17 protein-coding genes are annotated in these 15,414 nt (G+C 67.2%); 10 read left to right on the forward strand and 7 right to left on the reverse strand.

The window, feature by feature from the left end; translation table 11 throughout:
• The first annotated feature begins 40 nt into the window (after positions 1-40).
• The 4 genes from aroQ to accC are packed head-to-tail and all read left to right on the forward strand — an operon-like array spanning position 41 to position 2,831.
• A complete protein-coding gene (aroQ, locus tag ABE422_RS10535; RefSeq protein WP_313219460.1) occupies positions 41-490 on the forward strand; it encodes a type II 3-dehydroquinate dehydratase in 450 nt (149 codons plus the stop codon).
• Positions 490-912, forward strand: coding sequence for a lysozyme inhibitor LprI family protein (locus tag ABE422_RS10540; protein WP_346462970.1), 423 nt, complete (start codon positions 490-492; stop codon positions 910-912). Before aroQ ends, ABE422_RS10540 begins: the two co-directional genes overlap by 1 nt.
• Positions 913-964: 52 nt before the next feature.
• Positions 965-1,453 carry an acetyl-CoA carboxylase biotin carboxyl carrier protein gene (accB, locus tag ABE422_RS10545; protein ID WP_121040377.1) on the forward strand — a complete coding sequence of 163 codons (489 nt, stop codon included), beginning with the start codon at positions 965-967 and terminating at the stop codon, positions 1,451-1,453.
• Between the two features lie 10 nt (positions 1,454-1,463).
• Positions 1,464-2,831, forward strand: coding sequence for an acetyl-CoA carboxylase biotin carboxylase subunit (gene accC, locus ABE422_RS10550; RefSeq protein WP_313211321.1), 1,368 nt, complete (start codon positions 1,464-1,466; stop codon positions 2,829-2,831).
• Positions 2,832-2,956: 125 nt separating this feature from the next.
• Here the strand turns inward: accC and ABE422_RS10555 are convergent, their stop codons facing one another.
• Together ABE422_RS10555 and ABE422_RS10560 are read right to left on the reverse strand one after the other, a co-directional pair.
• Positions 2,957-3,331 (reverse strand): hypothetical protein, encoded by a 375-nt coding sequence (locus tag ABE422_RS10555; protein WP_346482942.1) that lies wholly within the window; start codon positions 3,329-3,331, stop codon positions 2,957-2,959.
• Positions 3,328-4,290, reverse strand: a complete 963-nt coding sequence (locus ABE422_RS10560; protein WP_313219459.1) for a hypothetical protein — start codon at positions 4,288-4,290, stop codon at positions 3,328-3,330. Before ABE422_RS10560 ends, ABE422_RS10555 begins: the two co-directional genes overlap by 4 nt.
• Before the next feature lie 186 nt (positions 4,291-4,476).
• Here ABE422_RS10560 and prmA point away from each other — a divergent pair, with 186 nt between their 5' ends.
• The 6 genes from prmA (at position 4,477) to purD (ending at position 10,757) form a co-directional block, all read left to right on the forward strand.
• A complete protein-coding gene (prmA, locus tag ABE422_RS10565; protein WP_346462972.1) occupies positions 4,477-5,397 on the forward strand; it encodes a 50S ribosomal protein L11 methyltransferase in 921 nt (306 codons plus the stop codon).
• A 30-nt stretch (positions 5,398-5,427) separates the two neighbouring features.
• Positions 5,428-6,309, forward strand: coding sequence for a DUF3426 domain-containing protein (locus ABE422_RS10570; protein ID WP_313211325.1), 882 nt, complete (start codon positions 5,428-5,430; stop codon positions 6,307-6,309).
• A 114-nt stretch (positions 6,310-6,423) separates the two neighbouring features.
• Positions 6,424-6,699 carry a DNA-binding transcriptional regulator Fis gene (fis, locus tag ABE422_RS10575; RefSeq protein WP_123730002.1) on the forward strand — a complete coding sequence of 92 codons (276 nt, stop codon included), beginning with the start codon at positions 6,424-6,426 and terminating at the stop codon, positions 6,697-6,699.
• A 141-nt stretch (positions 6,700-6,840) separates the two neighbouring features.
• A complete protein-coding gene (purH, locus tag ABE422_RS10580) occupies positions 6,841-8,424 on the forward strand; it encodes a bifunctional phosphoribosylaminoimidazolecarboxamide formyltransferase/IMP cyclohydrolase (protein WP_313211326.1) in 1,584 nt (527 codons plus the stop codon).
• Positions 8,425-8,441: 17 nt separating this feature from the next.
• Positions 8,442-9,377: a hypothetical protein gene (locus tag ABE422_RS10585; RefSeq protein ID WP_313211327.1), complete on the forward strand. Its 936-nt coding sequence runs from the start codon at positions 8,442-8,444 to the stop codon at positions 9,375-9,377.
• A gap of 93 nt (positions 9,378-9,470) precedes the next feature.
• Positions 9,471-10,757: a phosphoribosylamine--glycine ligase gene (purD, locus tag ABE422_RS10590; protein WP_313211328.1), complete on the forward strand. Its 1,287-nt coding sequence runs from the start codon at positions 9,471-9,473 to the stop codon at positions 10,755-10,757.
• Positions 10,758-10,865: 108 nt separating this feature from the next.
• Here the strand turns inward: purD and rpoH are convergent, their stop codons facing one another.
• The 5 genes from rpoH to ftsE all read right to left on the reverse strand — a co-directional run bounded on the left by rpoH (position 10,866) and on the right by ftsE (position 15,353).
• Entirely contained in the window at positions 10,866-11,741 is an 876-nt protein-coding gene (gene rpoH, locus ABE422_RS10595; protein WP_019183519.1) for an RNA polymerase sigma factor RpoH, read from the reverse strand.
• A 412-nt stretch (positions 11,742-12,153) separates the two neighbouring features.
• Positions 12,154-12,873 carry a uracil-DNA glycosylase gene (gene ung, locus ABE422_RS10600; protein ID WP_284128706.1) on the reverse strand — a complete coding sequence of 240 codons (720 nt, stop codon included), beginning with the start codon at positions 12,871-12,873 and terminating at the stop codon, positions 12,154-12,156.
• Entirely contained in the window at positions 12,870-13,712 is an 843-nt protein-coding gene (locus ABE422_RS10605) for a response regulator (RefSeq protein ID WP_313211329.1), read from the reverse strand. The genes ung and ABE422_RS10605 overlap by 4 nt, the downstream gene beginning before the upstream one ends.
• 7 nt (positions 13,713-13,719) lie before the next feature.
• Complete coding sequence (ftsX, locus tag ABE422_RS10610; protein ID WP_313211330.1) at positions 13,720-14,670, reverse strand: permease-like cell division protein FtsX; 951 nt, start codon at positions 14,668-14,670, stop codon at positions 13,720-13,722.
• Positions 14,667-15,353, reverse strand: a complete 687-nt coding sequence (ftsE, locus tag ABE422_RS10615; RefSeq protein ID WP_121040406.1) for a cell division ATP-binding protein FtsE — start codon at positions 15,351-15,353, stop codon at positions 14,667-14,669. Before ftsE ends, ftsX begins: the two co-directional genes overlap by 4 nt.
• Between the last annotated feature and the right edge of the window lie 61 nt (positions 15,354-15,414).

Here is a 15,414-nt window from a genome sequence, read left to right on the forward strand (position 1 = left end):
AGTTCCGCCAGACTCCGCCCTTTCCTGTTGTTCGGCACCCATGGCGAAACTGCTGGTCCTGCATGGCCCCAACCTCAACCTGCTCGGCACGCGCGAGCCGGGGGTCTATGGGCACACCACGCTGGCGCAGATCGACCAGGCCCTGCTGGCCCAGGCGCAGGCCGCCGGCCATGCCCTGCAGAGCCTGCAGTCCAATGCCGAGCACGTGCTGGTCGATCGGGTGCAGGCCGCCCGCGATGACGGCACCGCCTTCATCCTGATCAATCCGGCCGCGTTCACTCACACGTCCGTGGCCCTGCGCGATGCGCTGGCCGCGGTGGACCTGCCCTTCATCGAGATCCACCTGTCCAATCCGCACGCGCGCGAGCCCTTCCGCCAGCACAGCTATTTCAGCGACAAGGCGGTCGGGGTGATCTGTGGGTTCGGGGCGGACAGCTATCGCTATGCGATGGATGCAGCGCTGACCCGGTTGGCGGCTGCTTCGGCGTGATGACCCTGCCGCGTGTCCTGGCCAGCGTCGCGCTGTGGGGCTGCCTGTGTGGCGCCGCCAGTGCCGCTGATCGCAGCGCGGAAGGCATCGACTGCGCGCAGCCGAGCGGCACCATGGAATCGGATCTGTGCGCCTCGGATGGGGCCAGCGAGGCCGATACCGAATTGAACGCGGTGTACGCCCAGGCGCGCCAGCAGTTGCGCCGCCAGGCGGCCGAAGGCGCCTGCACGCACTGCGCCGATGCCGAAAAGCAGCTGATCCTGGCCCAGCGCGCGTGGATGCAGCTGCGCGACCACGATTGCGACGCGGTCTACGCCTTCAACGCCGATGGCACCTCGCGCAATGGCGCGCAGATGCACTGCCTGACCACCCTCGCGCGCGACCGTACGCGGCAGCTGCGCGATTTCTACGAATTGCTTTGACCCGAGCGCGCCGCGCTTCCCACCACTGACACCACGAGCCAAAGAGGCCCCTATGGATCTCCGCAAAATCAAGAAACTGATCGACCTGCTGGAAGAGTCGAACCTCGCCGAAATCGAAATCAAGGAAGGCGAAGAGTCCGTGCGTCTGTCGCGCGCGCCCGTCTCCGGCTACGGCATGGTCCAGGCCCAGCCGCAGATGATGATGGCGCCCGCACCGGCCCAGGCCGCTGCCCCGGCGATGCCGATGCAGTCGCCGACCGAAGCCTCCACCGGTGGCACCGCCAAGGCCGGCAACGCCCTGCCGGATGGCCACGTGCTGCGCGCGCCGATGGTCGGCACCTTCTATTCGTCGTCCTCGCCGGACAAGCCGGCCTTCGTGTCGGTCGGCCAGGCCGTCAAGGCCGGTGAAACGCTGGCGATCATCGAAGCGATGAAGATGTTCAACCCGATCGAAGCCGATGTTTCCGGCACCATCGTCGCCATCCTGGGCGAAAACGGCCAGCCGGTCGAATTCGACCAGCCGCTGTTCGTGATCGGCTAAGGATTAGTCCATGCTCGACAAAGTCGTTATTGCCAACCGAGGGGAGATCGCGCTGCGCATCCTGCGCGCGTGCCATACCCTGGGCATCCGCACGGTGGCTGTGCATTCCACGGTCGACCGCAACCTCAAGCACGTGGCCATGGCCGACGAGTCGGTCTGCATCGGTCCGGCACCGTCCTCGGAGAGCTACCTCAACATCCCGGCCCTGATCGCCGCGGCGGAAGTCACCGACGCCCAGGCCATCCACCCGGGCTACGGCTTCCTGTCGGAGAACGCCGACTTCGCCGAGCGCGTGGAAGAGTCCGGTTTCATCTTCATCGGCCCCAAGGCCGACACCATCCGCCTGATGGGCGACAAGGTGGAAGCGATCCGCGCGATGAAGGCCGCCGGCGTGCCGTGCGTGCCCGGCTCGGGCGGCCCGCTGACCGACGACATCGTGGCCAACACCAAGATCGCCCGTGAGATCGGCTACCCGGTCATCATCAAGGCCTCCGGTGGCGGTGGCGGCCGTGGCATGCGCGTGGTGCATGCCGAAGCCTCGTTGAAGGCGGCGATCGAGACCACCAAGTCCGAAGCCAAGGCCGCTTTCAGCAACGATCAGGTCTACATGGAGAAGTTCCTGGAGAATCCGCGTCACGTGGAAATCCAGGTGCTTGCCGATGGCCAGGGCAATGCCATCCACCTCGGTGAGCGCGACTGCTCCATGCAGCGCCGCCACCAGAAAGTGGTGGAAGAAGCGCCGGCACCGGGCATCACCGCCGAGCTGCGCGATGAGATCGGCAAGGTGTGCGTGGAAGCCTGCATCCGCATCGGCTACCGCGGCGCGGGTACCTTCGAGTTCCTGTTCGAAGACGGCCGCTTCTACTTCATCGAAATGAACACCCGCGTGCAGGTGGAACATCCGGTGACGGAGATGGTGACCGGCATCGACCTGGTCTGCGAGCAGCTGCGCATCGCCGCCGGCCAGAAGCTGACCATCAAGCAGAGCGACGTGGTGCTGACCGGCCACGCGATCGAGTGCCGCATCAACGCCGAAGACGCTGAAACCTTCGTGCCGAGCCCGGGCCAGATCACCGCGTTCCATCCGCCGGGTGGCCCCGGTGTGCGTGTGGATACCCACATCTACAGTGGTTACCGCGTGCCGCCGAACTATGACTCGATGATCGGCAAGCTGATCGTGCACGGCCCGGATCGCGAGACCGCGATCGCGCGCATGCGCGTGGCACTGAGCGAGCTGGTCGTGGACGGCATCAAGACCAACGTCGCGCTGCAGCAGCGCATCATGCGCGACAAGGGCTTCCAGGCCGGTGGGCAGAACATCCACTACCTGGAAAAGCGCCTGGCCGAACGCAAGAACAAGTCGATCGCGTTGACCTGATCGGTTGATTCACGCGTCACGTTGGACAGCAGAAAGGCGGGGATCTCCCCGCCTTTTTGTTTGCGCGAACCGGGCTGCCGGAGGGCACAAACCCGGTAGAGCCAACCCATGGTTGGCTGACGTGCTTACGGCTTGGCGGTATCAGCCGCGGTGACCTGCGAATGCTTCACCGGCTCCACGCCCAGCGACGAGGTCGGATCCACGATCACCATCGTCTCGGTGGACCCGTCCGGCCACACCACCTGGAAGGTACTGCCGGTGGGCAGCGAAGCGAACGGCATGCCACTCTGCGCGCGATACACCGCAGCGACCTGACTGGCACCGGCACGACGCACTTCGGTATCGGCCTTGACCGAGGTCAACTGCACTTTGGACAGGCTTCGGTAACGATCGTCATAGGTGTCGATCATCACCAGACCCACTGCCCCGGCCGAGTAAGCGACAAACAACGCCACCCAGAACCAGAATTTCGCACCGTGCAGGATTCGACGGTAATTCATCGCCCATTCCTCTGCTTGACCAGCTCTTCAACCAACACGTTCATTTTCCCCGCACCTTGCCGCGATACCGCGGCGTCATACACAAAAGTGGCAAAGTCCTGCCCACCGTCCTGCGAACAGATCCCTCCGTTCGCGCAGAAATTATTCATCAGCACACTGTCGGGCCCGCACGCCATGCCCAACTCGCAGGCCGCCAGCCGCCAGGCGAGTTCGCTGAACTGATCGCCGGCCACCATGCCGCTCATCGCACTGTCGCCGCTGGCGCGCTGGCCCATGCCCGGCGCCAGTGCCATGAAGGCTTCCGGATCCCGCGACTCCATCACCCGCTCGACCAGCCCGCGACGATAGGCCGGAGCGGTTTCCAGTGGATGACCTTCGGCGAACAGCGAGGCCTCGGCCGCCAGGTTGCCGGCCTTGGCGGCCTGCAGGCGCTGGGTCAGGATCAAGGACCGGCCCAGATTGTCGCTGCTGACGAAGCCGGCGCAGCGGCGCGAAACACGCTCGCGCGCGGTCACCATCGACACGGACGCTTTCATGCCCAGCCCGGTCAACACGTCGTTGTCGAGCTGGTAGCCACCCGGGTCCATGGCGTAGGTGGCGCAGTAGTCGTACACACGGCTGACCATCCACCCGGCCTCCGCATTGCCGTTGGCGGCCTGCAGCTGCAGGCGCTGCGCATACGCAAACAGATCGGTATCGCCTTCGATATCGGCGCGAAGGTCCAACGGCAGGCCGGAGGCCACGGCCGTGCCGCGCTCGCTGCCCAGCAGGCGCCGGGCGAGCTGCCGCGCTTCGGCCGGGACCGCGCTCGGCGCGCTGGCCGCCGTCGGTTCATCGCCCGGCGAGGCCACGTGCTCGGCATGCAGCACCCGATCGCCCGCGCGATAGCCCACCACCCCGAGCAACGCCAGGGCTGGCACGACCAGCAACCAGGTTTTGAGGGTGGGCACGAGCGCCATGGGCGGGACGTCAGAGGCTGTCAGCGATAGACAGCAGAAATGTAAGTTTAGCAAGCAGCCGCAACGCTGTCTGAACCGGTCGTCCGGCCGATCTTACCGGCCGGCGAGACGACCTCCCCACGGTACGCCGGGACCCGCGGGCCGCACTGGTCTAACATGCACGGTTTTCCGCCGGTCCCTGCCCCCATGCCCTTCCTGGAACTCACCCTGCACTGCACCGAAGCCACCCAGCCGCGCTATGAGAATGCGCTGGACGACGTGGGCGCGCTGGCGGTGACCCTGCTCGATGCCGATGCCGACACCAGCAACGAGCGCGCGATCCTGGAACCGGGCGTGGGCGAGACCCCGCTGTGGAACGATCTGGTGCTGACCGCGCTGTTCCCGGGCGATACCAATGCGCTGGCCCTGCTGGCCGCGCTGGATGCCTTCGATCCCGGCCTGGACTGGGCCAATGCCAGCTTCCGCGCCGTGGCCGACGAAGACTGGGAACGCGCCTGGATCGACCAGTTCCAGCCGATGGCCTTCGGTGACCGCACCTGGATCGTGCCGTGGAACCATGAACTTCCAGAAGCCGCGCAGGCCGAGGATGCCGCCGTGGTCCGCCTGGATCCGGGCCTGGCGTTCGGCTCGGGCACCCACCCGACCACGGCCCTGTGCCTGCGTTGGCTGGACGGCCTGGCCGCCGAGGGTGCGCTGCCCGGCAACACCGTGCTCGATTTCGGCTGCGGCTCGGGCATCCTCGCCCTGGCGGCGCTGAAGCTGGGGGCCGCGCGCGCGGTCGGCGTGGACAACGACCCGCAGGCGGTGCTCGCCACCGGTGACAACGCCGAGCGCAATGGGCTGCAGGACCGTGTGCAGGTCTACCTGCCGGACGACGAGCCGCAGGCGACGTATCCGGTCGTGGTGGCGAACATCCTCGCCTCGGCGCTTGATGCACTGGCCGATGTGCTGGCCGCGCGTGTCGCGCCGGGCGGCCGCATCGCGCTGTCGGGCATCCTGCATGGGCAGGAAGGCGAACTGCTGGAGCGCTATGCCCCGGCCTTCGAACAGCTGGCGGTGGCGCAGGACGGTGACTGGATGCGCATCACCGGCGTCCGCCGTGCTTGAATAGCCCGTCTCCTGCCCGGTCCCGTGCCCATGTCCGAGCCTCCGATGCCGCCGCGCCGCCCGATCGCCACGTTCCTGCGTCCGTCGCCGGAGGCGCCGGCCGATCCGGCTGACCGCCCGGCCGCGCCGTCTGACGCAGCACCTGCGCCGTCGGCCACGCCTGTGGACGATCGCATCGCACCGCTGGCGGTCGAACAGGTGATCGATGCACAGCCGGTGCACGCGCCGGAACCCTCCGTCTCGGAATGGGAACGCTCACCCGCGTCCGAGCGGCACCGTGTCGCCGACGATGCGCTGGCGGCCGCGCCACTCGTTGAGACGGCAGCCCCATCGGATGACGTGCGCACCTTCAACGAGGACGCGCGCAGCACGGCCACGGCGGCCCTGCCGCCAGCCGATGCCATCACCACACCGAGCTTCCTCCGCCTGCCCGGTGCGCGCCTGCGAACGCCGCGCTGGCAGTGGGGCATGGTCGCCGGGCTGGCCGCCGTGCTGCTGGTGCAGATCGCCGTGGCCGACCGCGCCCGGCTTGCCGCCGATGCCGGCACCCGCCCGTGGATTGCCGGGCTGTGCGGCGTGCTGCGCTGTTCATTGCCAGCCTGGCGCGAGCCGGCGGCCTTCAGCATGCTCAGCCGCGATGTGCGTCCGGTGCCGGGCCAGGCCGGCGCGCTGCAGGTTCAGGCCAGCATCCGCAACGACGCGCGCTGGGCCCAGGCCTGGCCGTCGCTGCGGCTGTCGCTGTCTGATGCCGATGGCCGCGTGATCGGCACCAATGTGTTCGCGCCGGCGGACTATCTGGACCGCGCCACGGACCCGGCCGCGACGCTGGAACCGGGGCAAAGCGCGCAGATTGCCTTCCGCGTGCGCGAGCCTGCGGCGTCTACCGTCGCATTCACCTTTGAGTTCCTCTGAGGCGTCGCCGGGGCCGCCGCAGCGTGGCAGGCGGCCGACGCACGCGCTAGACTGACCCCATCACCCTTCCGCCGTGGGCTGTTGTCCGCCCCGGCTCTTGCACCGGGAAACTCCTTGAACGCTGTCCTTTCTCGTCCTGACAACAGTCGTGGCGCGCCAAAGCCACCCCTGCGCGAACACGTGGCCCAGTCGGTCAGGCGCTACCTGCGGGACCTGGATGGCTGCGATGCGGACGATGTCTACGAGATCGTGCTGCGCGAGATGGAAATCCCGCTGTTCGTGGAAGTGCTCAACCACTGCGAAGGCAACCAGAGCCGCGCCGCGGCGATGCTGGGCATCCACCGCGCCACCCTGCGCAAGAAGCTGAAGGAATACGGCATCACCACCTGATGCCGGTGGGCAGGCGCTTAGTGCCTGGCGGAAAGCAGGCCGGATCGAGCAGCGCTCGGTGCCGGCCTTCGTCGTTTCTGGGGCCATGCCAGCGCCACTGGCCTACAATATGCCCCCGCTCCGCTTCGATCTCCTGCCCCCATGAGTTCCGATCTGCTGCCCGTGCGCCGGGCCCTGCTGTCTGTTTCCGACAAAACCGGTCTGATCGACCTGGCCCGCGCCCTGGCGGCGCGCAACGTGGAGCTGCTTTCCACCGGCGGTACCGCCAAGGCGATCCGCGAGGCCGGCCTGGCAGTGAAGGACGTCGCCGACGTCACCGGGTTCCCGGAAATGATGGACGGCCGGGTCAAGACCCTGCACCCGATGGTGCACGGCGGCCTGCTCGGCCGCGCCGGGCTGGATGACGCGGTGATGGCCGAACACGGCATCGGCGCGATCGACCTGCTGGTGCTGAACCTGTATCCGTTCGAGTCGGTCACCGCCAAGGCGGACTGCGCGCTTGAAGATGCCGTGGAGAACATCGACATCGGTGGCCCGGCGATGCTGCGTTCGGCGGCCAAGAACTTCGCCCGCGTGGCCGTGGCGACCGACCCGTCGCAGTACGCCGAGCTGCTGGCCGAACTGGACGCCAACGACGGCAAGCTCTCGGCCGCCAAGCGCTTCGCCTTCTCGGTGGCCGCGTTCAACCGCGTGGCCCAGTATGACGCGGCGATCAGCAACTACCTTTCTGCGGTGACCACCACCGACACCGCCGTGCCGGTGCGTGCGGAGTTCCCGGCGCAGATGAATTCGAACTTCGTGAAGGTGATGGATCTGCGCTACGGCGAGAACCCGCACCAGAGCGGCGCGTTCTATCGCGACCTGTACCCGGTGCCGGGCACGCTGGCCACGTTCCAGCAGCTGCAGGGCAAGGAACTGAGCTACAACAACTTGGCCGATGCCGATGCGGCGTGGGAATGCGTGCGTCAGTTCGACGTACCGGCCTGCGTGATCGTCAAGCACGCCAACCCGTGCGGCGTGGCCGTGGGTGCCGGCAACGGCGATGCCTACGAGCTGGCCTACGCGACCGACCCGACCAGCGCCTTCGGCGGCATCATCGCCTTCAACCAGCCGCTGGACCTGGCCACCACGCAGGTGATCCTGGACCGTCAGTTCGTTGAAGTGCTGATCGCCCCGGACTACGCGCCGGCGGCACTGGAGTACGCGACCAAGAAGGCCAACGTGCGCGTGCTGCGCATTCCGCACGGACAGGGCCGCAACAACTACGACACCAAGCGGATCGGCTCGGGCCTGCTGATGCAGAGCGCCGACAACCGCGGCATGAGCCGCGACGAACTGACCGTGGTGAGCAAGCTGGCGCCGACCGACAAGCAGTTCGCCGATCTGCTGTTCGCCTGGAAGGTCGCCAAGTTCGTCAAATCCAACGCCATCGTGTACGCCAAGGACAACCGCACCATCGGTGTCGGCGCCGGCCAGATGAGCCGCGTCTACTCGGCGCGCATCGCGGGCATCAAGGCCGCCGATGCGAACCTGGTGGTGGAAGGCTCGGTGATGGCCTCCGATGCGTTCTTCCCGTTCCGCGATGGCATCGATGCCGCCGCTGCGGCCGGCATCAAGGCGGTGATCCAGCCGGGTGGCTCGATGCGCGACAACGAAGTGATCGCCGCGGCCGACGAACATGGTCTGGCGATGGTCTTCACCGGCGTGCGTCACTTCCGCCACTGATGGGGGGATCGACACGGATGTCGTCCTCGCTCCGCAATCGCCTCGCAGCGGTGGTCATGGCCACTGCTGCGGGGGTGCTGGGCTGCACGCCTGCCAGTGAACCGGGGGCGTCTTCCGAACCGGCCAAACCACACCGCGTGCTCGACACCACGGCGCAGCCGGAAGACACCGTCCGGGTCCGGGGCGATCACACCCAGCGCCTGCTGGCCTTCCTTCGCACGCGCTATGGCGACAAGGCCGTCCTGGATGCGCCGTGGAAGGATGCGTGGGAGGACACCGAGGTCGAGGCACTACGCCCGGTCACCCGCAGCGTGTGCGCGCGTGACACGGTCACGGCCGACGGTCATGAGCAGACCCTGCTGGCGGTGTGCCAGACCCTGGACGACGCAGCCACGGTCGAGCCGGGCCGGGTCGATCTGTATGTGCTGCGCGTGGGCACGGACGACGAAGAGGCCAACCGCGGCGGCATGTTCGCCCCACTGCCTGCCAAGGATCCGCTGCTGGTGATGGCCCAGCGCCTGCAGGGCCCATACGGGCGCCACGGCGCACCCGGTACGGTCCAGATCGCGCAGCTTGGCCCGCAGCGCCATGCCTTCCAGATCACCCACGAAGAACACCGGCGCGGCCATCGGCGCGTCTGGCGCAGTTACATCGCCGAACACAATCATCGTCTGCGCGATGTCGCCCGGTACCGCGATCACCTCGACAATCTTGCCCTGCACCGCTGTGACGGCCATCCGGCCGACTGCGGCGAGGGCGTGTTCTCGGTCGACTTCAGCACGACGGTGGGCGACAGCAACGCCGTGGATGGCTACTGGCCGCTGACGGTGCGTGCCAGCGGCCACGACTGCACGGGCCCGGCGACCGCGTTCTACCACCTCATCTTCGATGCCCGGCAGCGCGCGTATCCGGTGCCGGACGACCTCCAGCGCGACGGCTGCGCCGACAGCTGAGGCCGTGGGTTGCCACGGCCACCGACCGCCCGAATGCACCCGCCGCCCGCACCGCGTAAAATCACGTTCCTGCCCTCTTACGCGAGAACTGCATTGAAGATCCTGGTCATCGGCGCTGGCGGCCGCGAACACGCCCTGGCCTGGAAGCTGGCCCAGTCCGCGAAGGTCCGTGAGGTCATCGTCGCCCCCGGCAATGCAGGCACCGCCACCGAGCCCAAGTGCCGCAACGTGGACGTCAAGGTCACCGATCTGGACGGTCTGTTGGCGCTGGTCGGCACCGAAGGCATCAGCCTGACCGTGGTCGGCCCGGAAGTGCCGCTGGTGGCTGGTGTGGTCGATCGCTTCCGCGCCGCCGGGCACCGCATCTTCGGGCCCACCGCCGCCGCCGCGCAGTTGGAAGGCAGCAAGGCGTACGCGAAGGATTTCCTGGCCCGCCACGGGATCCCGACCGCGTTCTATGCCGTGCATACCGACATCGAACCGGCGCTGGCCTACCTGCGTGAGAAGGGCGCACCGATCGTGGTCAAGGCCGATGGTCTGGCCGCCGGCAAGGGCGTGATCGTGGCGATGACCCTGGCCGAGGCCGAGGACGCGGTGCGCGACATGCTCTCCGGCAATGCCTTCGGCGATGCTGGCGCACGCGTGGTGATCGAAGAATTCCTGGACGGCGAAGAAGCCAGCTTCATCTCGATGGTGGACGGTAAGACCGCGCTGCCGATGGCGACCTCGCAGGACCACAAGCGCGTGGGCGACGGTGACACCGGCCCGAACACCGGCGGCATGGGCGCGTACTCGCCGGCCCCGGTGGTGACCGATGAAGTGCATGCGCGCGTGATGCGCGAGGTGGTCAACCCGACCGTGCAGGGCATGATCGCCGACGGCATTCCGTTCACCGGCTTCCTCTATGCCGGTCTGATGATCGATGCCAGCGGCGCGCCGAAGGTGATCGAGTTCAACGTGCGCTTTGGCGACCCGGAAACCCAGCCGGTGATGCTGCGCCTGCAGTCGGACCTGGTGGATCTGGTCGAAGCGGCGATCGACGAGCGCCTGGACACCGTGGAGGCGCAGTGGGATCCGCGCCCGTCGCTGGGTGTGGTGATGGCGGCCTCGCCCTATCCGGAGACCCCGATCACCGGTGACGTGATCCACGGCCTGGACGCTGTGGCGGCGACGGCCAAGGTATTCCATGCAGGCACCACGCTGGACGCGCAGGGCCAGGTGCTCAGCGCCGGCGGCCGTGTGCTGTGCGTGGCTGCACTGGGCGGCACGGTGGGCGAGGCACAGCGCAACGCCTACGCCGGCGTCGGTGCCATCCATTGGGCCCATGAGTTCCACCGCGGCGATATCGGCTGGCGGGCGATTGCGCGCGAGCAGGGCTGACCTGGCACGGTCGGGGCCACGACCGATCGAAGCACTGCCCTGAACGCCAGAAAGCAAAAAGGCCCGGCATCAGCCGGGCCTTTTTGCGTAACCACGCCAGTCACTGCATCACGCAGTAAACAGCGCCTTCATCTTCTTCAGCGCGTTCGCCTCGACCTGGCGGATGCGTTCGGCCGACACGCCGTACTCATCGGCCAGCTCCTGCAGCGTCACCTTGCTGTCCGCGTCCAACCAGCGACGACGGATGATGTCGCGCGAACGCGCATCCAGTTCGGCCATGCCTTCGCGCAGCAGCTGCAGCTGATTGTCTTCGCTGTCCATCCGCTCGTACGCCATCGAAGGATCTTCTTCGTTGGCGCGCAGGTAGGCAGCCGGCGACGGCGGCGCATGATCGTCATCGTCATCGCTGGAGAGATCGAAACCGATATCGCGACCCGACAGGCGCGACTCCATCTCGAGCACTTCACGCTCGGACACGTTCAGGTCCTTGGCCACCGCGCTGACTTCGGCCGCGTTCATCCAGCCCAGGCGGGTCTTGGACTTGCGCAGGTTGAAGAACAGCTTGCGCTGCGCCTTGGTCGTGGCGACCTTGACGATGCGCCAGTTCTTGAGGATGAACTCGTGCATTTCCGCACGGATCCAGTGCACCGCGAACGACACCAGGCGAACGCCCATGTCCGGGTCGAAGCGCTTCACCGCCTTCATCAGGCCGATGTTGCCTTCCTGGATCAGGTCGCCCAGCGCCAGGCCATAGCCGTTGTAGCCACGGGCGACGTGCACCACGAAGCGCAGGTGGGAATGGACCAGCTCGCGCGCGGCGTCCAGATCCAGCTCGTCGCGGAAGCGGCGGGCCAGATCCTGCTCGTCATCGACCGACAGCACCGGGATCTGGTGCACGGCACCGATGTAGGCGTCCAGCGAACCGAGCGCACTGGGAATCGGGAGATTGTTTGCCACAAGGGCAGTAGAGGTGTTCTGGCTCATAGCACTCATCTTAGCAGTCCCGGAATTGGACTGCTAAAGGGGAAAGAAGTTCCAGCGTTCTGTTCATGGGACGCTGGCACCGAAGACACCTCTAACGTACCGCGAAATGATGACAGTGGCGAGAGGCTGGAAACAAACCATCAAACTCCATGAAATCAACAGGATAGACGGATGAATTGGGCGCTGGCGCGTGTTTTCTGGCTGAACAGGCTGCCGGATGCGCCCATTCAGCCCGCAAAGGTTGTCGGCAGTTCAGCCAGGCATGGCCTGGCTCTACCCCTGCGCCACCGCTACGCGTGGCAGGCCCAAACCCACCGACGCCTGGTAATAGCCCGCCATGTTCAACCCGCAAGCGGCAGGTGGCGCACTCCATCATCGCGATGCTGGCCGTCCAGATGACGACCGCCAGTGATTACGCCGCCGGCTCCAGCGCGGCACGCGGCGGCAGCGACCAGTCGATGCGCGCGTTGCCGCGGCGCTGCAGGTAGTCATTGGCCATCGAAAAATGACGGCAGCCCAGGAAGCCGCGATGCGCCGACAACGGCGAAGGATGCGGCGCCTTGAGCACGCGGTGCCGGCCGGTATCGATGACCTTGCCCTTCTGCTGGGCGTAACTGCCCCACAACAGGAACACCAGGCCCTCGCGCTCGCGGTTGAGCGTGTCCACCACATGGTCGGTGAAGCCCTCCCAGCCACGCCGCTGGTGAGAGCCGGCGTTGCCCGCCTCCACCGTCAACACCGCATTGAGCAGCAGCACCCCACGGTGCGCCCACGGCAGCAGGCAGCCGTGGTCCGGGCGCGGGATGCCCAGATCGGCCTCGATCTCTTTGTAGATGTTCAGCAGCGATGGCGGCACCGGTACGCCCGGCATGACCGAGAAACTCAGGCCGTGGGCCTGGCCATGCCCGTGATACGGATCCTGGCCGAGGATGACCACCTTGACCTGGTCGAAGGGCGTGGCGTCGAACGCGGCGAAGATCTGCGGGCCAGGGGGAAACACCTGGGCACCGGCCGCCTTGCGCTGGCGCAGGAACGCGGAGAGTTCGCGCATGTCCGGGCGCAGCAGGTAATCACCGATACGCGTCTTCCAGCTCGGTTCGAGCTGGATGCTGGGCACTACATCGTCATTCATCGCACTACAGGCTTTTCGTTGAGGCGGGACAGGCGCAGCTGGAACAGCACCTTGGTGATGAGCAGGCGCTCTTCGATCGGCTTCTGGACCAGATCGTTGGCACCGGCCTGGAGCAGGCCGGACTGGTTGTGCGGGTTGCCGTCGCCGGTCATGACCAGCACCGGCAGGCGGCGCTTGCCGTAGCCGAAGTCCACGCGCACGCGCTGCACCACATCACGGCCACTGAGCTCGCCCTTGAGCGTGACATCGGTGAGCACCAGATCGATGCGGTGGCTGCTGCGGCCGAGCGACTCGGCGGTGAGCAGCGCGAAGGCATCTTCGGCAGTGAGCACGTGCAGCACGTTCAGGCCCTGCCGTTCGAGCATGCGCTTGGTCGCCTCGGCGACGACGCGGCTGTCTTCGACATACAGGATCGTGGCGCCCGGAATGGTCTCTGGCTGCACATAGCCACGGATGAAGGTGGCCAGGGCTTCGTGACCGAGCGCCTTGTCGAAATAATCGGTGACGTACTCGGTGAAGCGGCGCTGTTCCAGATGCTGCTGCGCGTCGCCGGAGACCACGATGACCGGCACGTAGGCCTGCCCCGCCGCGTCGCGCACGATGCGCGCCAGGTCCAGCCCGTCGCCATCGCTCAGGGTGAGCGAGGTGGTGACCAGACTGACCGGCCCGGCATCCAGCGCCGCACGCGCCTCGGCGATGCTCGCGCAGCCCACCACCTCCACGGCCGGCAGTTCGCGCTGCAGCACATCGGCAATCAACTTGCGGACCAGCCTGGAGCCGTCGACGACCATCACGCGCGGGGCGTCGTCGGCGAGGTGCTTGAGGGCTTGCGGACGCATGCGGGCCTCAGGTTTCGGTCGGACGGGTCTGGCGCAGGAAATGCCCCGTCACCAGCCAGGCGCCCAGCCAGCCCAGCACCACGGTGCCGAGCAGCACGAACGAGGAATGCAGCAGGTCCAGACCATGCAGCACGAAGGGGCTGCCATAACTCTGCGAGAGCGCCGCCAGCGGCGGACGCAGCGCCAGCCCGGCCGCACCGATCAGCGCGAGGGCGACCGCGCCGGCGCCCAGGCCGTACCACGCGCCCAGATACAGGAACGGGCGGCGGATGAAGCCATCGCTGGCGCCGAGCAGCTGCAGCACGCCGATCTCATCGCGGCGCGCCTGGATGTCCAGGCGTACGGTATTACCGACCACCAGTGCGGCACCGAGGCCGAGCAGCACCGACAGCACCTGCACCAGGCGCGTACCAAAGCCCAGCCAGCCATCCAGGCGTTTGCGCCACAACGCATCGTGCTGGACCAGATCGGCCTGCGGCAGGCCTTCCAGCGACTGCGCCAGGCGCGCGTCGTCGGCGCCCTCGCCCGGGGTCACGATCAGCAGGGTCGGCAGCGGATTGTCATGCAGTGCATCGATGGCCTCACCGAGCCCGGCGCTCTCGCGCAGCTCGGCCAGGCCCTGCTCCGGGGTCTGCACGGTGACGTTGGCCACGTCGGCGCGACCGCGCAGGGTCTCGGCCACCTGGCGGGCCGCATCGGCACCGGCGTCGGTCTTCAGAAAGAGGTTGATGTCGCGCGACTGCTGCACGCTGCCGGCGAAGTGCTTGAGGTTGTCCAGCGCGATCGACAGGCCCAGCGGCAGGGCCAGCGCGAGCGCCATGACCATCACCGTGAGCAGCGTCGCCCACGGCTTGCGCCACGCACGGCCGAGGCTGAAGACCACGCTGTGGCCGTGATGGTGCAGCCACACGCCCAAGCGCGAGGGCGCGGCGGTTTCCTTGGTCACCGGAGTATTCATTCGGCCAGGTCCTGCGGCGAGATGTCATCGACCAGGCGGCCGTGATCCAGGATCAGCACGCGCTTGCGCATGCGTCGCAGCAGGGCCAGATCGTGGCTGACCACGAGCACGCTGGTGCCGCGATCGGGCAACTCGGCAAACAACGCCATGATTTCCGCCGCCAACGTGGGATCGAGATTGCCGGTGGGCTCATCGGCGACCAGCAGCGTGGGCTCGCCGACAATCGCACGGGCGATACCGACGCGCTGCTGTTCACCGGCCGACAGCTGCGAGGGCAGGGCTTTTTCGCGGTGGCCCAGGCCCATGCGTTCGAGTACCGAGCGCACGCGCTTGCCGATCTCGTTGCGGCGGGTGCCGCGCAGGATCAACGGCAGGGCAACGTTCTCGGCGATGCTGCGGTCCATCAGCAGCCGATGGTCCTGGTACACCGCACCGACCTCGCGCCGATGCCGCGGAATACTTCCGCCGCGCACCTTCAGCAGGTTGCGCTCATTGAAGATCACCGCGCCGCGGCTGGGCCGCTCGTCGAGATGGATCAACTTGAGCAGGGTGCTCTTGCCCGCACCGGAATGGCCGGTGACGAACAGCATTTCCCCGGGGGCGACATCGAAGCTGACGTCCACCAGTGCCTGGTGGCCGCCCGCATATTGTTTGCTGACATTGTCAAAACGCAGGACGCTCATCCCCTGATTATGCAGGACGAGGGTGGCGGCGTGGAGGTCGGGCGTCAGACGGTAGGTGCCG

It is taken from the genome of Stenotrophomonas sp. TWI1151 (assembly GCF_039673135.1).
Classification (GTDB): domain Bacteria; phylum Pseudomonadota; class Gammaproteobacteria; order Xanthomonadales; family Xanthomonadaceae; genus Stenotrophomonas.